Consider the following 21,354-nt stretch of genomic DNA (forward strand, 5'->3'; position numbering starts at 1 on the left):
CGATGGCGGCGACCGTCTTCTATCTCAATCCGCTGCCGGACGTGGGCGGCACTGCCGTGCTCGACGGCAAGGAAGGGCACCACGCTGCCACGGTGCGCCGCATACGCGTCGGTGAGCGATTGGTGCTCTCCGACGGCTCCGGCTCGCTTGCGGACACCGTCGTCACCAGCGTCGAGCGCGACCGGCTGGAGTTGGCGGTGACGTCGAGGTCCGTGGTTGCTCGACCAACCCCGACGGTCACTCTCGTCCAGGCGCTGCCCAAGGCGGATCGCTCCGAGCTGTCGGTCGAGCTCGCCACCGAAGCAGGCATCGACGCAATCGTCCCGTGGCAATCGGCACGGTGCGTGGCTCGCTGGGAGGGCGCGAAAGCGATCAAGGGTGTGTCCCGGTGGCGCGGAGTCGCTGCTGCTGCCGCCAAGCAATCGCGTCGACCCTTCGTGCCCGAGGTGGACGATCTGCACGACACAGCGGCAGTCGTGGCGCTCGCAGGCTCGATCGTTGCTCGGGGCGGCATCGTCGCCGTGCTGCACGAGTCCGCCACCCGAGGGTTTGCGTCCCTCCCGTTCGCGGAGGTGAACGAAGTGATGCTCGTCGTGGGCCCCGAAGGGGGCATCGACGACAGGGAAATCGCACGTCTGACCGAGGTCGGCGCGACTCCGGTGATGTTGGGGCCCACAGTTCTGCGCACGTCCACGGCCGGGGCTGTGGCCCTCGGGGCGATCGGAGTCCTCACCGATCGTTGGGGGCAGTCGCCGGTCGATCTGTAATTGGAATGCGCTCGCCGGTGAGGGCGTTAAACTTTGGAACAAAAGAACTATCGACACCGAGAGCAGGCCATAGCCACCACGTGAGTGAACACAGCGAACTTCCCGCCGAACGTGAGGTTCGGTCCAGCATGGAACTGGCACCCGCGGCGGTTCTTCCGCTGCTGGGAGCCTCGGATGAAAATCTGCGCACGTTGGAGCAGGTACTGAGCGCCGACATTCATGTTCGCGGAAACGCCGTGACGTTGAGTGGCAAGGTGGCCGACGTTGCGCTGGCCGAGCGGGTCGTGTCCGAGCTCGCCGCCGTCGTCAAGCGTGCCCAGCCGCTGACACCCGATGCGGTTCGGCGCACTGTGGCAATGCTCACCGAGGGTGTGTCCGAGTCGCCGGCCGAGGTGCTGAGCCTGGACATTCTCTCGCGTCGCGGCAAGACCATTCGTCCGAAAACTCTGAACCAGAAGCGGTACGTCGACGCTATCGACACCAACACCATCGTGTTCGGGATCGGCCCCGCAGGTACTGGGAAGACCTACCTCGCCATGGCCAAGGCGGTTCAGGCACTCCAGGCCAAGCAGGTCAGCAGGATCATCCTGACGCGGCCAGCGGTGGAAGCGGGGGAGCGGCTGGGCTTCCTGCCCGGCACTCTGCACGAGAAGATCGATCCGTATCTCCGGCCGCTGCACGATGCGCTCCACGACATGATGGACGTCGAGGCCATTCCGAAGCTGATGCAGGCCGGTGTCATCGAGGTGGCACCGCTGGCGTACATGCGCGGCCGCACCCTCAACGACGCCTTCATCATCCTCGACGAAGCCCAGAACACCACCGCCGAACAGATGAAGATGTTCCTCACCAGGCTCGGATTCGGTTCGAAGATCGTGGTGACCGGTGACGTCACTCAGGTCGATCTTCCGGGCGGCTCGAGGTCCGGGCTGCGCGCTGCAAGCGAGATCCTCGACGATGTGGATGATATCCATTTCGCGCACTTGACCAGCAGTGACGTGGTGCGCCACCGGTTGGTATCGGAGATCGTCGATGCCTACGAGCGGTTCGAGTCCTCCCGAGAGACCGACGTGTCCGTCGGTAATCGCGCGCAGCGACGCTCCGGCCCGCGCTCGGCCCGTCGATAGAATTTCCGCCGAACAGTCAAGGGCGATCTGCCAAGCCGCGCAAGAACCGAGAGAGAACGAGCAACAGATGAGTATCGAGGTGTCCAACGAATCAGGGATGGACGTCTCCGAGTCGGAATTGGTGAGCGTAGCCAGATTCGCGATTGCGAGCATGGACGTGCACCCCGCGGCGGAGCTGTCGATGGTGCTGGTCGACTCCTCCACCATGGCCGATCTGCACATGCGATGGATGGATCTGCCGGGCCCGACAGACGTGATGTCGTTCCCGATGGACGAGCTCGAACCCGGAGGTCGACCGGACGCGCCGGAGCCTGGGCCAGCGATGCTCGGTGACATCGTGCTGTGTCCGTCGTTCGCGGCGGATCAAGCCGCCGCCGCCGGTCATCCGCTCGAACAGGAACTGGCGCTGCTGACCGTGCACGGTGTGCTGCACCTGCTCGGCTACGACCACGCCGAGCCGGACGAAGAGAAGGAAATGTTCGCCCTGCAGAATCGCATCCTCGAGGAGTGGTACGAGGAACTGCGCCGCGCCGAGGAAGCGGAGCTTCAGGCTGCGCGCGACAACCGTTTGCTCGGCAAGACAGGATTCGCCCGAGGCACCGACCTGTGACGCGTGAGCGCGCGGGCACATCGAAGACAACGATCCCGGCGCGGCGCGGCGGGAAGAGCTGGGAGGTACTCGGTGCCTGAATCGAGTGACGAGAACTTCAGATCCGGATTCATCTGCTTCGTGGGTCGACCGAACACCGGAAAGTCGACGCTGACCAATGCGCTGGTCGGAGCCAAGATCGCGATCACGTCCTCGCGGCCGCAGACGACACGGCACACCATCCGCGGCATCGTCCACCGCGAGAACGCGCAACTGATTCTCGTCGACACCCCGGGACTGCACCGCCCGAGGACGCTGCTCGGTCAGCGGCTCAACGACCTCGTCCAGGACACCTATTCCGAGGTCGACATCATCGGGTTGTGCATCCCAGCGGACGAGAAGATCGGCCCCGGGGATCGGTGGATTCTCGAGCAGGTGCGCCACATTGCCCCCAAGACCACGTTGATCGGCATCGTCACCAAGATCGACAAGGTCAAGAAGGAACGCGTGGTGCAGCAGCTCATGGCACTGTCGAAGCTTCTCGGGGTCGACTGCCACGTCATTCCCGTATCCGCAGAATCCGGGGAGCAGGTGGAAAAGCTCGTCGATCTGTTTGCCTCCGAACTGCCACCAGGGCCTGCGTTCTACCCGGACGGCGAGCTCACCGACGAACCCGAAGAGATTCTGATGGCCGAGCTCATTCGCGAGGCCGCACTCGAAGGGGTGCGAGACGAACTCCCGCACTCGCTCGCCGTCGTCATCGAGGAAATCACCCCCCGCGAGGGCCACGACAACATGCTCGATGTGCACGCCATTCTGTACGTCGAACGGTCCAGCCAGAAGGCGATCATCATCGGCAAGGGAGGGTCCCGGCTCAAGGAAGTGGGTACCGCCTCACGACTGCAGATCGAGAAGCTGCTGGGCACCAGGATCTACCTCGACCTGCACGTCAAGATCGCCAAGGACTGGCAGACCGATCCCAAGCAGATGGGCAAGCTCGGTTTCTGACGTGCACGCCCGTGTGGTGGGCCGGTGCCGGGGCCACGACGTGGAAGACTGGACCGGGTGAGGCTCTACCGGGACAACGCAGTGGTGCTGCGCCAGCACAAGCTGGGCGAGGCCGACCGCATCGTCACGCTGTTGACCCGGGACAACGGCATCGTCCGCGCCGTCGCAAAAGGGGTACGCCGCACCAAATCGAAGTTCGGTGCTCGGCTCGAACCCTTCGCCCACATCGATGTTCTGCTCTATCCGGGGCGCAACCTCGACATCATCACTCAGGTGCACACGATCGATGCCTTCGGCGGCGACATCGTGACCGACTACGGCTGCTACACCACTGGGTGCGCCGTTCTCGAGACAGCGGAACGGCTCGCGGGCGAGGAGCACGCGCCGGCCCGTCGCCTGCATCAACTGACGGTCGGTGCTCTGCGTGCACTGGGCGAGCGAACTCGACCTCCCGAACTGGTTCTCGACGCCTTCCTGCTGCGTGCGATGGGCTTTTCCGGCTGGGCACCGGCACTGACCGAGTGCGCACGCTGCGCGGCCCCCGGACCACACCGAGCGTTCCATGTCGCGGCGGGCGGATCGGTCTGTGTGCATTGCCGGCCGCCGGGTTCGGCCACGCCGATGGCAGGTGTTCTCGATCTGATGATCGCGCTCGAGCGTGGTGAGTGGGCGTTCACGGAGACGACATCGACGCTGGTGCGAAATCAGACGAGCGGCCTCGTCGCCGCTCATCTGCAGTGGCACCTCGAGCGACAGCTCCGCACACTCCCGCTGATCGAGCGCGCCAAGCCGCACGAGGCCCAGCCTGCTTCCGTCCTCGAAGGCGTCGTCGGGCAGGATGAAGAACGTGATTCGACGACGCGAACCGCGCACCCAGCCTGAAGAAGGGGCGACCGTACGTCCTCCCGATCCACATCCGTCGGGTGCTCGTCCGCCGATCCTGCAACCGGAACTGATCCCGCGTCACGTCGCGTTGGTGATGGACGGCAACGGGCGTTGGGCTCAGGACCGTGGCCTGCCGCGCACGGCCGGGCACGAACGCGGCGAGGCGGTCCTCATGGACACCGTCTGCGGGTGCATTGATATCGGCGTGAAGTGGTTGTCCGCGTATGCCTTCTCTACCGAGAATTGGAAGCGCAGTCCCGATGAGGTCAAGTTCCTGATGGGCTTCAACAGGGATGTCATCCGTCGTCGTCGAGACGAAATGAACGAGATGGGCGTGCGTGTTCGGTGGGCGGGGCGTCGGCCGCGGTTGTGGCGCAGTGTCATCAAGGAGCTCGAGGTCGCCGAGGAGTTGACGAAGAAGAACACCGTCATGACTCTGACGATGTGTGTCAACTACGGTGGCCGCGCGGAAATCGCCGACGCGACCAAGGAAATCGCTCGTCTGGCAGCTGCCGGCAAGCTCGATCCGGAGAAGATCACCGAGGCGACCGTCGCGAAATATCTCGACGAGGCGGACATGCCCGATGTCGACCTGTTCCTGCGTCCGTCGGGGGAGCAGCGGACGTCGAACTTCCTACTGTGGCAATCGGCCTACGCGGAGTTCGTATTTCAGAAGAAGCTTTTTCCGGACTTCGACCGCCGGGACCTGTGGGAAGCATGCGTCGAATACGCCTCGCGAGACCGCAGATTCGGTGGAGTCAAGTATGAGTGAGCAGATGTCGTTGCAGTCTCGAGCAGAGGTCGCGCTGTCACAGTTCGCGACCGTCGCAGTGGGAGAAGAAGGTTCGCTCGGCTTCGACTACGCCGGCGCGCTGTGCTCGCTGCGATCGTTGGAACTTTCACCCGGTTTGGAAGTGCTGTCCCTGACGGCAGTGCTTGCCTGGGATCGCCCGCTCAAGGCGTCGTTGCACAAGAAGGTTGCCGACCGAAACGCAGAGTCCCAGTTCGGGTCCATCTCGATCAACGTGCACGAGAAGATGGCCGACGTGTTGCTGCGCTACATATTTCCCGCCAGCGGCTTGGACGACGAAGCTCTGATGACGATGCTGGTACTCGTCCTCGGCGGTGTGGAGAAAGCCCGCGAGAATTTGCTGCCCTGAGGTGTCGAGTGCGCCCGGCTCAGTTGGCCTTGCACTCGCTGCAGGTGCCGAAGATTTCGATAGTGTGGCTGACGTCGGTGAACTTGTTTTCCTCGGCGACGTTCTGTGACCACTGCTCGACCGTCGGGCCCTCGACCTCGACGGTGTAGCCGCAGTCTCGACACACCAGGTGATGGTGGTGGCCGGTCGAGCAACGCCGGTAGACGGACTCACCGGTGTCGATGCGTAGGACGTCGACGGTGCCTGCGTCGGCGAGGGTCTGCAGGGTGCGGTAGACGGTGGTCAGGCCGATGCCCTCACCACGTTTGCGCAACTCGTCGTGCAGATCCTGTGCGGAGCGGAACTCCTCGATGTCGTCGAGCAGATCGGAGATCGCGCTGCGCTGCTTGGTCGCACGAACGCCGACGGCGACGGGCTTGCGAGATCTGGTGGTTTCGGTCGACGACTTCTCGGGCACTGACTTCAGCCTTCCTCTGCGTGGGCGACCGCGTCGATGACGATGTGAGCGAGATGATCGTCGACGAGGCGGTACAGAACTTCCCGGCCGTTGCGCTCGCCCTGGACGACTCCCGCCGATTTGAGCACCCGAAGATGCTGGCTGATCAGCGGCTGGGTGACGCCGAGCGCGCCCACCAGCTCGTGCACGCAGCGTTCGGATTCGCGAAGCTGAAGCACTATCGCGATGCGAACCGGGGCAGCGAGCGCGCGCAGGATGTCACCGGCGGCGGTGAGAGTTTCCTTGGGTGGAACGGGAGCGGGCGGTGCCGACACGAACGGATCACGTGCGTGTTCGGAGTCGCTGGACAGGGTGTGACTGTCGTGAGTGTCCTCGCCGACAGGGGAAGGGTCTGTCTCCACAATTGCCAACAGAGTTCTCCTTCGATTCGGCGCTCGGTGCCTGCCCCACAGTAGTCCAGCGACTGTTAATGCAAACCACTTCCATTTTGATATGCATGGCTGTGCATGTCAACCGAGCGGAGGGTGTTCGGAGAAACGGGCCGCGCCCGATAGGCTACCGGTGGCATCTGCCCGCACCTGTCCTCGAACAAAACACCAGATGGAGAGCTCCGCCAGTGGCACCCAAGTCCAAAGTCGAAACCGTCGCCAACCTCGCCAAGCGTCGAGGGCTCGTGTACCCCTGCGGCGAGATCTACGGCGGTACCAAGTCGGCCTGGGACTACGGCCCGCTGGGCGTCGAACTCAAGGAGAACATCAAGAAGCAGTGGTGGCGCAACATGGTCACCACCCGCGAGGACACCGTCGGACTCGACTCCTCGGTCATCCTCCCGCGCCAGGTGTGGGAGGCCTCGGGCCACGTCGAAACCTTCAGTGACCCGCTCGTCGAATCACTCATCACGCACAAGCGCTACCGCGCCGATCACCTCATCGAGGCGTACGAGGAAAAGCACGGTCGCCCGCCCGAGAACGGCCTGGCCGATATCCGCGATCCCGAAACCGGTGATCCGGGCCAGTGGACCGAGCCCCGCGCTTTCTCCGGGCTGCTCAAGACCTTCCTCGGACCGGTGGACAACGAGGAGGGCCTGCATTACCTGCGGCCCGAGACAGCGCAGGGCATCTTCGTCAACTTCGCCAACGTCCTGACCACCTCGCGCAAGAAGCCGCCGTTCGGCATCGGCCAGATCGGCAAGAGCTTCCGCAACGAGATCACCCCCGGAAACTTCATCTTCCGCACCCGTGAGTTCGAGCAGATGGAGATGGAATTCTTCGTCAAGCCCGGCGAGGACGACGAGTGGCACCAGTACTGGATCGACTACCGGATGAAGTGGTACACCGATCTCGGAATCGATCCCGAGAACCTGCGGCTCTACGAGCACGCGCCGGAGAAGCTCTCGCACTACTCCAAGCGGACCGTCGACATCGAGTACCGCTTCCGTTTCCAGGGCAGCGAGTGGGGCGAGCTCGAAGGCGTCGCCAACCGCACCGATTACGACCTCACGGTGCACTCCAAGGCGTCCGGCCAGGACCTGAGCTACTACGAGCAGGCCACCGACACCCGCTACACCCCGTATGTCATCGAGCCCGCTGCCGGTCTCACGCGTTCGCTCATGGCGTTCCTCGTCGACGCGTACACCGAGGACGAGGCACCGAATGCCAAGGGTGGCGTGGACAAGCGCGTCGTACTCAAGCTGGACCGTCGACTTGCGCCGGTGAAGGTGGCCGTGCTGCCACTCTCGCGCAACGCCGATCTGACACCGAAGGCCAAGGATCTCGCGCAGCAGCTGCGGCAGTACTGGAACGTCGAATTCGACGACGCCGGAGCCATCGGCCGCCGCTACCGTCGCCAGGACGAGATCGGCACCCCGTTCTGCATCACGGTCGACTTCGACACCCTCGACGACCAGGCCGTCACGATCCGTGAGCGTGACAGCATGGCGCAGGAGCGTGTCGCGCTCGATCAGGTCGAGGGTTACCTCGCGACCAGGCTGCTCGGCGCCTGACCTTCACACCCCCCGTGTGTGCATGGTTACCGCCGAACGTAACCATGCACACACGGGGCAGTGGGTCAGAACCGGCCCCCGCCGCCTCCGAAACCTCCGCCTCCGCCGAATCCTCCGCCGCCGCCCCCGAAGCCGCCGCTGAATCCTCCGCCACCGAAGCCGCCACCGCTACTGCCGCCGCCGCGGAGGACGCTGTTGATGAGGATTCCACCGAGCACGGCCCCCGCGATGTTCCCGCCGCCACTGCCGCCGCGCGGGCGGTGACGGTCCTCCCAATCTCGGACGTCGGCCTGGGCGAGCTGCGTTGCACGCGTGGCCAGCTGCGCCGCCGCGTGGGCATGCTTGAGCGCCTCGTCGGAGTTCTCGTCCTCGAGCTGCAGCGCAGCCGCGAGATGACGCTCGGCCTCGGCGAGACGCGTTCGAGCCTGCGCCCCCACTCCGCCGCGTCGCGTCGAAATGTAGTCCGCGGCTGCGGTGATCTGAGCCTGAGCCGCAGCGATGTCACGGGCCAGGCGTGCACGCAACCGGTCCTCCGCGACTTTGTCTGCGGAGGCGTCGGCCATGACCCGCTCGAGTTCCGCATCCGCGGCGGCGAGCTCGTTGTAGCTGCCGAGGGGGTCGGATTTTTGCGCCGCTTCGGCGTTCTTCATCGCTGCTATGGCGGCGTTCTTGGCGGCTTCGAGTTCGGCACCGCCGTGCTCGGACAACGAACGCGCCTCCTCGATGTCGCGGCGCACGTCCGCGATCGCCTCGGGGAGGGTGGCGATCGCGTGCCGGATGTCGTCGCGTGCATGATCGACTCCATCCAGCAGCGCCTTCGCCTGCTCGACTGCTCGTTCCGCGGTGCGGATCGTCGCGACGGCCGGGCCCTGCTTACCTGGAGGGAGGGCGGCGGCCTTGCGTCCGGCCGCGATGTTCTCCTCGGCAAGTTCCAGGCTTTCACGTGCCATGGAAACGTTCTCCGCGATCGAATGAAGCACAGCTGCCGCGAACTCGGACTCCAGCTCGGTGAGCGTGTCCGCGGACTGCGGAATGCGCACGTTGAGTTCCACGACGGCCCTGGTCAGCTCGTCGAGGTGTGCATCGGCGTTGACGACCAGATCTCGCAGGCTCTCGAATTCTTCGACGCGCGAATCGAGTTCGCGGTCTGCCTGTCCACACGAGGTGATGATCTCGATGAGCATTGCGCGCTGCTGATCAGGAGTCTCCGGGATCGCGTCGTCGAGACGCTGCCGAATCTCGAAGGCCGATGCCAGCGCCTTCTTGGCGTTGTCGTACGCCGTGATGAACGGTGCAGCCGCGGAATCGCCGAATTCGTCTCGCGCGAGCGTGAGCTCCTCGGCGCTGGCACGCACCGCGTTGTCGGTCTCGACGAGTATTTCCTTGGCGCGGGTGTCGAGTACGTCGTTGGGGAAGCTTGCCAGTGCCACCGGATCGCTCGGGTCGATCTTGGCCACCGCGTCGACCTCTGCTGCGATACGTGCTTTCTTTCGCCTGGAGGAGTAGAAAACGGCTCCGCCGCCGGCCACTGCGAGCGCACCGATTCCGATCAACAGAGGAGCCGAGGAACCGCCACCGCTGGAGGAATAGGCCTCTTCGAGGGCGACCGCTGCGGCGATGGCCGCGCCTGACCAATCCTCTTCGCGTAGAGCGGGTTCGACGTCGTTGACTCGAATGTTCTCCTGCTCGCTCGCGGAGACCTGGGACAGTGAGGTGTTGACGCCGAGGTAGTACGCCCGATCCACCGTCGCCACCGCCAGGAGCACGTCGCGAGGTCCGAAGTCGCTCGCGCCGGCAGTGCTGACTGCCCACTGCTCGGGTGACAACCCGTCGAAGTCGGCAACATAGGTCACCCACAACCGAAGCTGGCTGCTCTCGTACAGGTCGTCGATCGACGCTTCGACGTCCGCGCGGCCACCCGCGTCGAGGGCCTGCACGGTGTCGGTGATCTCCGTTGCCAAGCGAGACGGTGGCTCGGCCGACGCCGTTCCCGCGGCACCCAGGAGCACTGCGAACCCGAGTAGCGAGCCGAGGGCGATCGATGCCAGAAGGCGCCGAAACGGGGGGTGAATGGATCCGGGCTGTGCGTGTTCGACTGCCATGAATACTGAATCTACCGGCAGGCAGGGTGCGGCGATGTGTCCTGACTGCACACAAGTCGCGTCCTGGGGTCACAAGCAGCCCTGTCGAGGCAACTTGTGTGCAACCACGCACAGCTCTCGGACGGCGCAGATCCACGCTCGAGCGCGCCCCAATGCCCGCCGTCGTGCGCGGCTGGCAAACTTGTGGGGTGAACTCGACTCTCGACCGCGATCCCTACGGCGACCCATACGGGGAGGCCCATGGGGACACCGAGCACGAGCCGGAGCGGCTCGGCTTCTTCGGCACGCTCGGTCGATGGACTGTCCGTCTCGTCGCGGGGGTCGTGCTGATGGCGCTGATCGTCGTGGGCGGCACAGCAGTTCGGGTGTGGCAGGTGGCGCGCATCGACGACTATTCCCCGGCCGATGCCATCGTCGTCCTCGGCGCGGCGCAGTACTCGGGCACACCCTCGACGGTCTTCGAGGCAAGGCTGTCGCAGGCTGCCTCGCTGTACGAGCAGGGGGTTGCCCCCGAGGTGGTCACGGTGGGCGGCAAGCAGGAAGGTGACCTGTACACCGAGGCGGCATCCGGGCGGAACTATCTGATCGAGCAGGGCGTGCCGGCCGAGGACATCGTCGCTGTCGAGCAAGGTTCGGACACCTTGGAGAGCATCGAGGCGGTGAGCGAGTTGCTTCTCGCACGCGGGCTGTCCTCGGTGGTTCTGGTGAGCGACCCATGGCATTCGCTGCGCACGCGAACGATGGCGCGAGATGCCGGGCTCGATGCGTGGACGGCGCCAACTCGAACCGGGCCCGCGGTCTACACCCGTGAATCTCAGGCGCACGGAATAGCCCGTGAGACCGGTGCACTGCTCTGGTACCAGCTGACGCACTTCACCGCGGACTTCGCGTACACGGCAGGTCAGTGACCATGAGCGACTACACCGAACACGACGTCGAGCGATTCGTTCTCGAATCGTCCAAGACAGCCGGAATCAACAGCGTGCGAGAAAACGGTGGCCGGGAGAACGCCTCGCACCGCAGCGCCTTCGCCCGCGATCGCGCGCGCGTTCTGCACAGCGCCGCGCTGCGTAGACTTGCCGACAAGACCCAGGTCACCGGGCCGCGAGACGGGGACACTCCACGGACGCGGTTGACGCATTCGCTCGAGGTGGCGCAGATCGGTCGAAGTATCGGTGAGGGCCTCGGCTGCGATCCAGACCTCGTCGATCTCGCCGGGCTCGCGCACGACATCGGGCATCCCCCGTACGGGCACAACGGCGAACGGGCGCTCGACGAGGTTGCCGCCGACTGCGGCGGCTTCGAGGGTAACGCGCAGAACCTGCGCATCCTGACCGGGCTGGAACCGAAGATTCTCGACGGGGACGGCCGCAGCGTGGGGCTGAACCTGACCCGGGCGTCCCTCGACGCCGCGACGAAGTATCCGTGGCTGCGTCCGGCGCCCGGGGCGAAGTTCGGCGCGTACGACGACGATGCGCCCTTCCTCGAGTGGGTTCGCGACGGCGCCCCCGACCGTCGTAGATGCTTGGAAGCGCAATCGATGGACTGGGCCGACGATGTGGCCTATTCCGTTCACGACGTGGAAGACGGTGTCATCGACGCACGGATCGATCTTCGGGCGTTGGGCGATCCGGCCGATCAGCGCGAACTCGCCGAGCTGGGTGTCCGGGAATTTCGGGACCTCGATGCCAACGAACTCATCGAGGCAGCAACCCGCCTGTCCCTCATGCCCGTGGTCAAGGCCGTAGGGCAATTCGACGGCACGTTGGAAGCCTCGGTGGCGCTCAAACACCTGACGAGTGAGCTGGTCGGAAGATTCGCGACCGCTGCCATCGACGCCACCCGGGGCAAGTGGGGAACGGATCCGCTGGCCAGGTACGACGCTGATCTGGTGATTCCGCCGATCGTGGGCTCGGAGGTGGCGTTGCTCAAGACGATGGCGCTGCGGTACGTGATGTCCGATGCCGGACACAAGATTCGTCAGGAACGGCAACGGGACCGCATTCACCGGGTTGCGCAGTGGCTGCAGCGCTCGGCACCGGGGGAGCTGGACCCCGTGTTCGTGCCCGCTTTCACTCGCGCCGGCAGCGACTCCGAGCGCACCCGGGTGGTGGTCGATCAGATCGCCTCGTACACCGAGAGCAGGCTCGAACTGATCGACAAGCGCAGCCTGGGAGCTCAAGCCAGCTGGGGCTGATCCTGCAGGGCGACGGGCTGTCTAGGGTGTCTAGCTCGGGACTAGACTGCTCTTCGTGGCCGGCCGAATACCTGAACGCGACGTAGCCGCCATTCGCGAACGCACACGGATCGAAGACGTGGTGGGCGATTACGTCTCGCTCAAGCGCGCGGGCGGCGACTCGATGAAGGGCCTGTGCCCGTTTCACGACGAGAAGTCGCCGTCGTTCCATGTGCGTCCCAACCATGGGCATTTCCACTGCTTCGGCTGCGGCGAGGGCGGTGATGCCTACTCGTTCCTGCAGAAGATCGAACACATCTCCTTCGTCGAGGCCGTCGAGCAACTCGCGGACAGGCTGAACTACTCCATCACCTACGAGGGCGGAGGGCCATCGGTCCAACGTGATCGAGGGACGCGAGCGAGGTTGATCGCCGCGAACGCGGCAGCGCAGGAGTTCTACGCGGGCAGGCTCAGCGGTCCCGACGCCCAAGCCGCGCGGGACTATCTCACCGAACGCAACTTCGACGGCCAAGCTGCGCTCGCCTACGGCTGCGGATACGCGCCCGACGGCTGGGACACACTGACCAAACATCTGCTGGGGCGCGGGTTCGAATCGAAGGAGATCGTCGACGCCGGGCTCGCCAGTCCCGGCAAGCGCGGCACCCCCATCGATCGGTTCCGTCGCAGGCTCGTGTGGCCGATCCGAAGCCAGAGCGGCGACGTCATCGGCTTCGGCGCCCGCAAACTGTTCGACGACGACACCATGCCCGGCAAGTACATCAACACGCCGGAAACCATGCTGTACAAGAAGTCTCAGGTGCTGTTCGGTCTCGACATGGCGCGCAAGGACATCGCGAAATCGCATCAGGCCGTCATCGTCGAGGGGTACACCGACGTGATGGCGATGCACCTCTCCGGTGTCAAGACGGCTGTGGCCTCGTGCGGTACCGCTTTCGGCGAGGACCACCTGGCCATGCTGAGACGACTGATGATGGACGACAGTTACTTTCGCGGCGAAGTGATCTACACCTTCGACGGCGATGCCGCCGGTCAGGCCGCGGCGATGAAGGCGTTCGAGGGCGATCAGAAGATCGCCGGGCAAACCTTCGTGGCCATCGCGCCCGAGGGTATGGACCCGTGCGAGCTGCGTCAGAAATCCGGTGATGCTTCCGTGCGCGATCTGGTGGCTCGGCGTACGCCGATGTTTGCCTTCGTCGTCAAATCGCTGCTGAGCGAACATGATCTGGACACACCCGAGGGGCGCGTCGAGGCGCTCCGGCGAACGGTCCCGGTGGTCGCACGCATCAAGGACACCTCCCTGCGCGACGAGTACGCTCGCCAACTTGCCGGTTGGACCGGTTGGGACGACACCGCGATGGTGTTGGCCCGGGTGCGCGACGAGGCCAAGAAGAATGCCCGCGGGGGCGGCGAGACGAAGGGTAAGCGGGTGCCCTTCGAGAAGCGTCAGGCACCGAGCACCGAGGTGCCCGCTGGGCCGCTCAGGCCGCACCCGAAGGACCCGGCGCTCTGGCCGCAGCGGGAGGCGCTCAAGTCCGCGCTGCAGAATCCGGCGATCGCGGGATCGGTGTTCGATTCGCTGCCACCGGAGACGTTCACTCATGCCGCGTACGCGGCGGTCAGTGCAGCTGTTATCGCTGCCGGCGGTACCGCTGCCGGGCTCGGTGGAGGTGAGTGGGTCGATGCCGTCGCCAGGAAGGCTCAGACGCCGGTGGTGAAGTCTCTGGTGATGGAACTGGCCGTCGAGCACATTCCGGTGTCGGAGATCGCTCTCACGCGCTACATCGGCGGCGTTCTCGCGCGTCTGCAGGAGGTGTGGGTGGGGGAGCAGGTGGCCGAGCTCAAATCCAAGATGCAGCGCATGTCGCCGCAGGAGAACCCGGACGAGTACTACGCGCTGCTCGGCGATGTCATCGCCCTCGAACAGTATCGACGCAGCCTGCTCGAGCAGGCCATCGGCAACGTCGAGGACGACTCCGCCGCAGGCTAACGCCTCCGGAGTTGATCCTGAGGAACGTAGAGCTGAGTCTCGTCGTCGATGGGCTTCATCGGTTCGAGTCGCGGCTGCGTGTTCAACGAATCCGACAGCTTCTGCCTGCTCACCTCGATAATTTTCTTCGTCGCAGGGCTACTCGCGACCACCGCAGCAGTCTTGCGGATCTGCTCGTAGCGCCCACGGCCTGCTTTGGCTCCGAGAACGTACGCGGCCCCGGCCGCCAGAACCAAACGAATCATCAAAGTCCTCCTGAATACACATCACGGCGTACCTCCATCCTGCCTGACTCGTCCCGACCAGGGCGATTTGGTACTCCCATGGGTGTGTGCGCTATTGTTTCTCACGGCCCGCACGAGAGTGCGGAGCCGCTAGGTAATCCCCTGTAGCTCAATTGGCAGAGCTTCCGACTGTTAATCGGACGGTTGCTGGTTCGAGTCCAGCCGGGGGAGCGCTGATAGACCCTCTGACCTGCGATCATATCGCGCGGTTGGAGGGTCTTTCTGCGTCGAGGGGTCGAGCGCCGCGTTCTCCGCCCAAGATGCCGACTCGGGTGCTGACGGGCACGCATCCGACGGCTTCGCTCGACGCGATTGGGATGGCAGTATGAACGGGTTCAGGTCGCACCCGGAAAATTGATCCGTGCAACAAACGATGCGTGCAGCCATTTCGCCAGGTCAAGTGGGGTCAACCAAGTCGGCCGGGCGGCTCAGACAACGCAGAGGGGGTGCGTGCAAGACGAGCAAGGAACTGCTGGTCACAGTGCCGAAAAATCGGGTAGGGTCACCGACGGAACCAATGCCTACGGGCACAGAAACTCAACTTGCTGATCTCTCCGTTCGCCGGCGCGCGTCACCGACGGAGCCAATGCCTACGGGCGCAGAAACGGTAGATTGTTCATAGGTTCTCCTGATGTAGGAGTCACCGACGGAACCAATGCCTACGGGCACAGAAACTCTTGAGCTCGTCTCGCTCCTTGGTGATCTTGGATCACCGACGGAACCAATGCCTACGGGCACAGAAACCAGTACTTGATCGCGTTCGACACGATCTTTCGTCACCGACGGAACCAATGCCTACGGGCACAGAAACTGTGACGTTGCGATCCATAATTACTCACTTTCAGTCACCGACGGAACCAATGCCTACGGGCACAGAAACATTCGATTTGACATAGAACCACCTCGCAGTAGACGTCACCGACGGAACCAATGCCTACGGGCACAGAAACGACGATCATGTTTTCAGTCTTTCTGATTGCCGGATTTGTCACCGACGGAACCAATGCCTACGGGCACAGAAACTACACCTGCAGACATAAGTTGTCGCTTTCTTTGTCGCCGACGGAACCAATGCCTACGGGCACAGAAACGTGGACCGTATTCCAGCTGCTTCTCGCGAGGTTGATGTCACCGACGGAACCAATATCTACGGGTACAGAAACCCATCTTGTTTCCTTCGAGTCCACGCGCATTGAGTCATCGACGGAACCAATGCCTACGGGCACAGAAACTTAGAGCTCTGGTCTCAGGTCACCGACGAGTAAGTCACCGACGGAACCAATGCCTACGGGCACAAAAGGGAACGAATACGAGCAACTGAGATCGGGGGTGAGTATGTCAGAGGATTAGGTAGGGAATTCGTTCTTGGAATGTGCGGTTGCCGATGATGGTGCGGTGTGGCGCGATGGCGGGGAGTTGGTAAAGGCGGACTTGGTCTTCGGCGGGGTCGATGACGTTGGTGATGCTCGATCGGAGTGCTGCGAGGTCGCGAGATTTATTGATGTCGAGTTCGAATACGCTTTGCTGCACTCGTGGGCCGAGTTCGATGAGAAGGTCTGACAGTCGTGCGCGGCGCCGGTTGCATGCGATGTCGTACATTGCGAGCGCATATGTCATGTCGGATTCCTTGTGTCAGCGCCATGGCATTGGCGTGTAGTGGATATTGGGGGTCGAGACGATTCTGGCGATGAGGCGGGCCTGTTCGCCGAGGCAGTCCCTGTATGACATCGCGCGCTGATGGTGTGGGTGTTTGACTTGGGTTGATAGTCTCCGTTCGATTTCTGTGATCAGGGCATGTTTCGTGGGTTTGTCCATGCGACAGCCAGTGGGGGGTGTCGAATCCTTCCGGCGTGACGGCGTGAGTGGCGATTATCCGTAGGACTGCGGTGTCGACGATGAGGGTTCTGAACTCCTCCATGAGGTCGAGCGCCAGGCTTGGTCGCCCTCGGTGCGGTGTGTGTAGGAATCCGATCGTCGCGTCCAGTGACGCGAGTTCCAGTGCGCGTGTCGTCTCGGCGAGCCGAATTGTGTAGCCGTAAGACAGCATTGCGTTGACGGGGTCGGTGGGCGGTCTACGGCGTCGGCCGGTGAAGGAGTAGTCCTCGGGTATCAAGGCTTTGAGGCCGTGGAAGTAGAGGCGCGCTGCGCTTCCTTCGATGCCGAGAAGCGCAGCTGGCGTTGGTGCTGTGCGTGCCGATACTCGGGGATGGTTGAGTCGGACGGCTGTATCGAGGGGGATGCGTTGCCAACGTGCAGGTGTGCGACGTAGCAGGGTGACGCTGTTTGCGACTTTCGCATCGACGATTCGTCGCGCGATGTCGAGCCTGTGCGTCGGGTCGTCGACATAGGTGTACTGAGCACGTCTGATCGTGCTGCGGTCGTGGGGTGTGTTCAGGAATGCGGTCAGGCCCGAGTAGCGGTCGACAACTGCGATGTTGACTCCGCTGCGAGCAGCGAGTGTCAGTGCCCCGGTGGTGAGCATGGTGCGGTCGTTGCAGACGATCATGCGGGTTCTCGACGCCGGATGTATCACGGGAGGGTGCTGTGGGGCGGTGATGACGAACTTGGTGCCGCGGGCACGAAGCGCCGATCGTGGACTGCGGTCTTTGCTTGATTCAGTTGCAGTGTCCTACGGCCGGCGACCGTTCGGATCCATTCGAGATGGTCGTGAGCTCGCTGAGGGGTATCGGCGGCGCACGCGATGTCGTCGGCGTATCGGACTATGTCTGCCCCGTTGGTCCACAGTTCTTGGTCGAGTCCGTCGAGGTAGTCTGCGATGTCGGTGCGTACGACCCAACGATTGCCGGCATCTATTCGAGCTCGTAGCGCCTCACGTGCGTCGACGATTCCTAGACCGGGCCTGAAGGCATAGCTGTCGGGTTGGAGTCGATGATCGACGGCTCGAGTGAGCACGCGGCGAGTGCACGTTCGGCGATACGGTCGGCCACGGTCGGAATATGCAGGGTCCGCGTGCCATCGACCTTCGGGATCGTTGCTTTCCGCAGCGGTTGCGGTGTCCACTCCATCGTCCGCAGCGCAGTGCTGATTGCGGCGAGATTGCGTAGCAGTTCGGAACGGAATCTCTCGACCTCGGGTGCAGGAATGTGCTCGGCATGCGAGCGGTCCAAGGTGCGTTGCCAGGCGTCGAGGATGTTCTGTTCGGCCGCCGCGGCAGAAAGTAGATGTCCCATGATCGAGGGCTCCTTTCTCTGAGTGCTCACATGGTCGGACTGCTATCGGAGTGCTCGTCAGGCCTGAGAGTGTGGCAGCGAACCTCGGCCGCACGAGAGCGATGTGCGATTGCTTGGGTGTCGAGCGCGCTGTGCTCGGTGTGCGCGCGATGGTGGTGTTCGCTGGCTTCGTCGACGAGGGCGTCGTCGACGCGTCGTTGTTGGTCGATGAGTTCTCGAAGTGCCGTGAGCGCGCTGGTTTTTCGGGTGTCGAACCAGTCGTCGAGTAGGTCTCGGTTGGCGTCGTCGACGGCGCCTGTGGCGACAGCTTGGTCGATCCAGTGCGCGGCATCGGCGCGCAGCTGTTCTTCGGTGGGGATGTCGAGGGTAATCAGCGGCAGGCTCATCGGAGCATCGACAGGGCGGGTGGAGTATCGCTGGTCATCGATTGGCCTTGTGCGGGGTCGTCGTTTGCGGATCATGACTTGCGTCCGTTCGATGTGTGGTGGGTGGCGACGGCGTCGAGGGCCGGTAGTGCGAGTTGGGGTATCGGATACCCAGCTCGAACGTCTGCCTGTTCTGGGTGCGTGTGGAGGTAGGAGCGCCAGTACACGTCGATGAGTTGTTGACGGCTCATCTGATCGCAGTGGATGCGGTGATCGGTGACGTGGATTTGATGGGAACGGAGGACATCGATAGCCGCGATTTCGATCTGGAGCTCGCGCTGCCGTGTACGGGTGGCGTCGAGGTGAGCGGTTGCGGACTGTTCGAGACGCTTTCGAGCTCTATGTCGGCGTCGTTCGTCGACGTTGGCTGGCACGAGTGGATCGCTGGCTGGCTCGGGAGCATTGGTTGCCCGATCGAGAGCCGCCTCGAGTGTGACGTGAAGCAGGTCGAGTTCGGTGGCAAGGCGTTCGCGACGTTCGTCGGTCTTGGCGAGGATCCGAGCGAGCTCTATTTGTTCGATCTCGGCGGTGGTCCGGAACTTGGATTCGATGCCGTGGCTGTGGGCAGTGTGCCCGTGTTCCGGGTCGGGGATGGTCCCGCGCCGGCCGTCACGTCGGCCCGTCTGGCGGGCGAGGTAGCGTTCCCAGTAGGTCGGGGTGACGGCGTAGAAGGTCCGCTGCGAACGGCGGCGAGTGAGTCGACTATGGGCAGTTTCAGGTGCCTCGGTCAGCCCTGTTTCGGTGGGTACTTTGTGGCGGCGACGTAGCGATGGCATGGGGTGGGTCCTGTCCTGATGTCCGGTGAATGGTGGGGCACATGTGTTGTCGTGGACACCAGCACTCGGTCAGCCGCCGGACGTTTGCGCAGGACTCTTTTTCACCGCTGTCTGCGCGAGGGGGATCAGGTTTGGAGAAATGCCGCGATCTCCTCGAGGGTTGTCTTGGCAATAATTGGTTTGTCGGGCTCTGTGGGCGACCAGTATCCGATCCACGGCTGTGGTGTTTTACGCAGCAATCGAGTATCGACGGCGAGCCTCTCCGCCGTGCGGTCGTCGCGATTCTCTTCTGTGGGCAGGAGGACGAGCAGGGCTCCGACGTCGCCGGCGAGGCGGTTGACGTGCTGGTCGACGGCGTAGAGCATCTGCCGTGCAGCAGCTATGTCCCACGGCGCATTCTTTCCGACACCTGCGACGGGGACGATAGCGAGGAGTCGACGTCCGCCGAGGAGCAAAGCAGGCGACCACCATTGCGCTGCGGGTTGGGGACTGTAGACGACGCGACTGCCAGGAGATGCGTCTCGGACGGTCTGGCATGCGGTGATCAACAGGTCGGCGCTCGGTCTACGACTCGGGTTATTGGTACCACTGATTCGGTCGTTGTAAACGGTGAGCCAATCGCCGTGGGGCACGTCATGATCGAAGCTGCCGTAAGCGGGGTCCGAGAGGGTGGCCCATAGTTCGGTGCTGCGGTGCGTTCCTGATCCGTGACGCCAGGACTGCACGGTATCGCGGAGCGCGTCGACGTGGACGAGGTCGTGATGCGTGGCTGCGGCGAGTGAGACCATGGCCGAGGTCGTTGATTTCGTTGAAGGTGTGATGACCAATGCCGCAGGATCAGCGCCCGTTGACAGCGCTGTGTGGAGCGTGCTTCGTACCGTTTCGAAACTGAGTATCTCACCGAGACTCACTGTTTGAGCCTGCTCTGGAGCGAAACTGTTGTAGGCGTTCAGGGCACTCGTGGTTCCGACCAGCTTCTGCTTGATTCCCAAAGACAGTGCTCGCGACACGGCGAGTGGACTGTTGCCGAGTGCGGTTGCAATGTATGCAGGCGGGTGGGAGGCCAGTAGCTCGTTCCATGATGGTGAAGTATCGGCAGAGGGTTGACCCAACGAGCGAGGTGGTCCAGGTCGTCGAGCGCGCTGCAGTCTCTCGACGTTCCGAGCTAGCTCATCCCAGTCGAATTTTCTTGCTTGGGAATCACTTCGAGAAAGTACACGCAAAATTTTGTCGAGCTTCTCTCCGGCATCGGACGAGTTGTCGGCGATATCGAGATGGTGGATGTCCCAGTGCACGAGGTCGGCGAGGATCGGTGCCCAACTCTGGTGGGCGGTGTGTTCGCTGGCAACGGCCTCGCCGGATACAGACAACACGCGAGTAGCTCCGCCGAAGACGAGTGCAGACGCGGCCAAGCGGGATCCTGCTTTTTCGAACAGGTGCTTCTGCGAGCTCTTCACCTCGATGGTGACGATGCGGTGTCCTCGTCGAACGATTGCGTCGAATTGCGCGACCGGGCCTTTGGGCGCGCCGTCAGCGGCGATCGGGTATCCGATCGTGACATCTAGAGCCACTTCGTCCCACGTACCGTGCAATAGGGCTGCACAGGTGATCAATTCGAGTGCGTACCCTGCTGCCGTTCGATCCTTCTCGAGTCGCTCTGCGACCAATTCGGCAGAGTGCACTGGTTGTTCACCAGGAGCGACGACAGTGAACTGGCGAGCCAATGCGTTTCTCACGCAGGGAATATCTTGGACGCCGTCCTCGTCCTCTCCCCGCGTTGCGCGGGCCTCGATCTCACTCCTGGCAGGCGCCACTTCGGAATCGGTAGGTGGGCTGTAGCCGGGTGGTGCGAAGCAGCCGTCGACGGTGAACCCGTGCAGGGCGGCATTGTCGCCGATCGTGATGTCTGCGGAGATGGGATAGCTGACACCTGCGTCGGAGACGAGTACGCCGGTGGTGTCATCGACGTAGAAGCGCAGGTTCGGGATATCTCCGTGGTGGTCTTCGATATGGACAGCGACTGCCGTGGCGACCATCACCGATGTCCCGCCGGTGTAGTCGAGTAGGTAGGGGATGCCGTCGAGGAGGGACCGTAACGACGATGGCACTCCGCTAGCGGCAGTCAGCGAGCGGTACGTGTCGGCGAACGATGTCCCTTCCCCGCAATCGACCAATTCGATGTCGAACTGCCCCAGGTCACTGAGCACACTCACGAGACGTACGGCTACCGCTCTTGTCGCGGTCGAATGAACCAGGATCAGCCTCTGCGGGACGATGGTTCTAACCGACAGCACGATCGGCAACGGACTGGTGCCGACCGACGCTACCAACGTTCTGGTGTTGCCGAGCGTCGTGGGGGGCGCATTCACGATGTAACAGTTGCATACGACGCTGGAG

21 protein-coding genes, 1 tRNA gene, 1 pseudogene and 1 CRISPR repeat array are annotated in these 21,354 nt (G+C 63.4%); of the genes and pseudogenes, 13 read left to right on the forward strand and 10 right to left on the reverse strand.

The genetic code is table 11. The features are described 5' to 3' along the window. Positions 1-2 precede the first annotated feature (2 nt). The 7 genes from KVY23_RS05575 (at position 3) to KVY23_RS05605 (ending at position 5,536) form a co-directional block, all read left to right on the forward strand. Positions 3-767 (forward strand): 16S rRNA (uracil(1498)-N(3))-methyltransferase, encoded by a 765-nt coding sequence (locus KVY23_RS05575; RefSeq protein WP_230555632.1) that lies wholly within the window; start codon positions 3-5, stop codon positions 765-767. Between the two features lie 128 nt (positions 768-895). Next, positions 896-1,894 carry a PhoH family protein gene (locus KVY23_RS05580; protein WP_230555720.1) on the forward strand — a complete coding sequence of 333 codons (999 nt, stop codon included), beginning with the start codon at positions 896-898 and terminating at the stop codon, positions 1,892-1,894. Between the two features lie 67 nt (positions 1,895-1,961). After that, positions 1,962-2,504 carry an rRNA maturation RNase YbeY gene (gene ybeY / locus KVY23_RS05585; RefSeq protein ID WP_075840419.1) on the forward strand — a complete coding sequence of 181 codons (543 nt, stop codon included), beginning with the start codon at positions 1,962-1,964 and terminating at the stop codon, positions 2,502-2,504. A gap of 72 nt (positions 2,505-2,576) precedes the next feature. Then, complete coding sequence (gene era / locus KVY23_RS05590) at positions 2,577-3,491, forward strand: GTPase Era (protein WP_230555633.1); 915 nt, start codon at positions 2,577-2,579, stop codon at positions 3,489-3,491. Between the two features lie 57 nt (positions 3,492-3,548). After that, positions 3,549-4,373 carry a DNA repair protein RecO gene (recO, locus tag KVY23_RS05595; protein ID WP_075840421.1) on the forward strand — a complete coding sequence of 275 codons (825 nt, stop codon included), beginning with the start codon at positions 3,549-3,551 and terminating at the stop codon, positions 4,371-4,373. Next, on the forward strand, positions 4,330-5,148 hold the full coding sequence (locus KVY23_RS05600) for an isoprenyl transferase (RefSeq protein WP_075840422.1): 819 nt from the start codon (positions 4,330-4,332) through the stop codon (positions 5,146-5,148). The genes recO and KVY23_RS05600 overlap by 44 nt, the downstream gene beginning before the upstream one ends. Then, positions 5,141-5,536, forward strand: coding sequence for a hypothetical protein (locus KVY23_RS05605; RefSeq protein WP_075840423.1), 396 nt, complete (start codon positions 5,141-5,143; stop codon positions 5,534-5,536). The genes KVY23_RS05600 and KVY23_RS05605 overlap by 8 nt, the downstream gene beginning before the upstream one ends. A gap of 19 nt (positions 5,537-5,555) precedes the next feature. On the opposite strand, the gene KVY23_RS05610 is transcribed toward KVY23_RS05605, so the two are convergent. Together KVY23_RS05610 and KVY23_RS05615 are read right to left on the reverse strand one after the other, a co-directional pair. After that, positions 5,556-5,993, reverse strand: coding sequence for a Fur family transcriptional regulator (locus KVY23_RS05610; protein ID WP_230555634.1), 438 nt, complete (start codon positions 5,991-5,993; stop codon positions 5,556-5,558). A gap of 5 nt (positions 5,994-5,998) precedes the next feature. Continuing rightward, positions 5,999-6,394 carry an ArsR/SmtB family transcription factor gene (locus tag KVY23_RS05615; RefSeq protein ID WP_371829763.1) on the reverse strand — a complete coding sequence of 132 codons (396 nt, stop codon included), beginning with the start codon at positions 6,392-6,394 and terminating at the stop codon, positions 5,999-6,001. A 215-nt stretch (positions 6,395-6,609) separates the two neighbouring features. Between KVY23_RS05615 and KVY23_RS05620 the strand changes: the two genes are divergently transcribed. Continuing rightward, positions 6,610-7,995, forward strand: a complete 1,386-nt coding sequence (locus tag KVY23_RS05620; RefSeq protein WP_075840425.1) for a glycine--tRNA ligase — start codon at positions 6,610-6,612, stop codon at positions 7,993-7,995. A 65-nt stretch (positions 7,996-8,060) separates the two neighbouring features. On the opposite strand, the gene KVY23_RS24865 is transcribed toward KVY23_RS05620, so the two are convergent. Beyond that, positions 8,061-10,097 carry a TPM domain-containing protein gene (locus KVY23_RS24865; protein ID WP_268994756.1) on the reverse strand — a complete coding sequence of 679 codons (2,037 nt, stop codon included), beginning with the start codon at positions 10,095-10,097 and terminating at the stop codon, positions 8,061-8,063. A gap of 188 nt (positions 10,098-10,285) precedes the next feature. Here KVY23_RS24865 and KVY23_RS05630 point away from each other — a divergent pair, with 188 nt between their 5' ends. The 3 genes from KVY23_RS05630 to dnaG are packed head-to-tail and all read left to right on the forward strand — an operon-like array spanning position 10,286 to position 14,281. Continuing rightward, positions 10,286-11,005 carry a YdcF family protein gene (locus KVY23_RS05630; protein ID WP_230555635.1) on the forward strand — a complete coding sequence of 240 codons (720 nt, stop codon included), beginning with the start codon at positions 10,286-10,288 and terminating at the stop codon, positions 11,003-11,005. 2 nt (positions 11,006-11,007) lie between these two features. Further along, positions 11,008-12,294 carry a deoxyguanosinetriphosphate triphosphohydrolase gene (locus KVY23_RS05635; RefSeq protein WP_230555636.1) on the forward strand — a complete coding sequence of 429 codons (1,287 nt, stop codon included), beginning with the start codon at positions 11,008-11,010 and terminating at the stop codon, positions 12,292-12,294. Between the two features lie 55 nt (positions 12,295-12,349). Then, on the forward strand, positions 12,350-14,281 hold the full coding sequence (gene dnaG / locus KVY23_RS05640; RefSeq protein WP_230555637.1) for a DNA primase: 1,932 nt from the start codon (positions 12,350-12,352) through the stop codon (positions 14,279-14,281). Here dnaG and KVY23_RS05645 read toward each other — a convergent pair. Then, positions 14,278-14,526 (reverse strand): hypothetical protein, encoded by a 249-nt coding sequence (locus tag KVY23_RS05645; RefSeq protein ID WP_230555638.1) that lies wholly within the window; start codon positions 14,524-14,526, stop codon positions 14,278-14,280. The genes dnaG and KVY23_RS05645 overlap by 4 nt on opposite strands. A 137-nt stretch (positions 14,527-14,663) precedes the next feature. Between KVY23_RS05645 and KVY23_RS05650 the strand changes: the two genes are divergently transcribed. Then, positions 14,664-14,736, forward strand: a tRNA-Asn gene (locus KVY23_RS05650). 330 nt (positions 14,737-15,066) lie between these two features. Next, positions 15,067-15,866: a CRISPR direct-repeat array (repeat unit 36 nt; unit sequence GTCACCGACGGAACCAATGCCTACGGGCACAGAAAC). Positions 15,867-15,903: 37 nt separating this feature from the next. On the opposite strand, the gene cas2 is transcribed toward KVY23_RS05650, so the two are convergent. Together cas2 and cas1 are read right to left on the reverse strand one after the other, a co-directional pair. Further along, a complete protein-coding gene (cas2, locus tag KVY23_RS05655; RefSeq protein WP_230555639.1) occupies positions 15,904-16,182 on the reverse strand; it encodes a CRISPR-associated endonuclease Cas2 in 279 nt (92 codons plus the stop codon). A 223-nt stretch (positions 16,183-16,405) separates the two neighbouring features. Further along, positions 16,406-17,149, reverse strand: a pseudogene (cas1, locus tag KVY23_RS25260) (CRISPR-associated endonuclease Cas1); the annotation flags it as partial. Between the two features lie 83 nt (positions 17,150-17,232). Here cas1 and KVY23_RS05660 point away from each other — a divergent pair. Next, positions 17,233-17,391, forward strand: a complete 159-nt coding sequence (locus tag KVY23_RS05660; protein WP_230555640.1) for a hypothetical protein — start codon at positions 17,233-17,235, stop codon at positions 17,389-17,391. A 23-nt stretch (positions 17,392-17,414) separates the two neighbouring features. Here KVY23_RS05660 and KVY23_RS05665 read toward each other — a convergent pair whose 3' ends face one another. The 4 genes from KVY23_RS05665 to KVY23_RS05680 all read right to left on the reverse strand — a co-directional run bounded on the left by KVY23_RS05665 (position 17,415) and on the right by KVY23_RS05680 (position 21,326). Continuing rightward, the gene (locus tag KVY23_RS05665; protein ID WP_230555641.1) at positions 17,415-17,756 is read right to left on the reverse strand and encodes a hypothetical protein; all 342 of its coding nucleotides are present in this window, start codon (positions 17,754-17,756) and stop codon (positions 17,415-17,417) included. A 26-nt stretch (positions 17,757-17,782) separates the two neighbouring features. Then, positions 17,783-18,142 carry a hypothetical protein gene (locus KVY23_RS05670; protein ID WP_230555642.1) on the reverse strand — a complete coding sequence of 120 codons (360 nt, stop codon included), beginning with the start codon at positions 18,140-18,142 and terminating at the stop codon, positions 17,783-17,785. 71 nt (positions 18,143-18,213) lie between these two features. Beyond that, positions 18,214-18,957 carry a hypothetical protein gene (locus KVY23_RS05675; RefSeq protein ID WP_230555643.1) on the reverse strand — a complete coding sequence of 248 codons (744 nt, stop codon included), beginning with the start codon at positions 18,955-18,957 and terminating at the stop codon, positions 18,214-18,216. A gap of 125 nt (positions 18,958-19,082) precedes the next feature. Beyond that, positions 19,083-21,326, reverse strand: coding sequence for a hypothetical protein (locus KVY23_RS05680; protein WP_230555644.1), 2,244 nt, complete (start codon positions 21,324-21,326; stop codon positions 19,083-19,085). Between the last annotated feature and the right edge of the window lie 28 nt (positions 21,327-21,354).

It is taken from the genome of Rhodococcus sp. I2R, from assembly GCF_020889545.1.
Classification (GTDB): Bacteria; Actinomycetota; Actinomycetes; order Mycobacteriales; family Mycobacteriaceae; genus Rhodococcoides.

Bases quoted from the DNA above. Each gene is read 5' to 3' on its own strand.
- KVY23_RS05575 (WP_230555632.1), top strand. From the start codon at position 3: ATGGCGGCGACCGTCTTCTATCTCAATCCGCTGCCGGACGTGGGCGGC.
- KVY23_RS05580 (WP_230555720.1), top strand. From the start codon at position 896: ATGGAACTGGCACCCGCGGCGGTTCTTCCGCTGCTGGGAGCCTCGGAT.
- ybeY (WP_075840419.1), top strand. From the start codon at position 1,962: ATGAGTATCGAGGTGTCCAACGAATCAGGGATGGACGTCTCCGAGTCG.
- KVY23_RS05600 (WP_075840422.1), top strand. From the start codon at position 4,330: ATGAAGAACGTGATTCGACGACGCGAACCGCGCACCCAGCCTGAAGAA.
- KVY23_RS05605 (WP_075840423.1), top strand. From the start codon at position 5,141: ATGAGTGAGCAGATGTCGTTGCAGTCTCGAGCAGAGGTCGCGCTGTCA.
- KVY23_RS24865 (WP_268994756.1), bottom strand. From the start codon at position 10,097: ATGGCAGTCGAACACGCACAGCCCGGATCCATTCACCCCCCGTTTCGG.
- KVY23_RS05635 (WP_230555636.1), top strand. From the start codon at position 11,008: ATGAGCGACTACACCGAACACGACGTCGAGCGATTCGTTCTCGAATCG.
- KVY23_RS05645 (WP_230555638.1), bottom strand. From the start codon at position 14,526: ATGATTCGTTTGGTTCTGGCGGCCGGGGCCGCGTACGTTCTCGGAGCC.
- cas2 (WP_230555639.1), bottom strand. From the start codon at position 16,182: ATGACATATGCGCTCGCAATGTACGACATCGCATGCAACCGGCGCCGC.
- KVY23_RS05665 (WP_230555641.1), bottom strand. From the start codon at position 17,756: ATGGGACATCTACTTTCTGCCGCGGCGGCCGAACAGAACATCCTCGAC.
- KVY23_RS05670 (WP_230555642.1), bottom strand. From the start codon at position 18,142: ATGAGCCTGCCGCTGATTACCCTCGACATCCCCACCGAAGAACAGCTG.
- KVY23_RS05675 (WP_230555643.1), bottom strand. From the start codon at position 18,957: ATGCCATCGCTACGTCGCCGCCACAAAGTACCCACCGAAACAGGGCTG.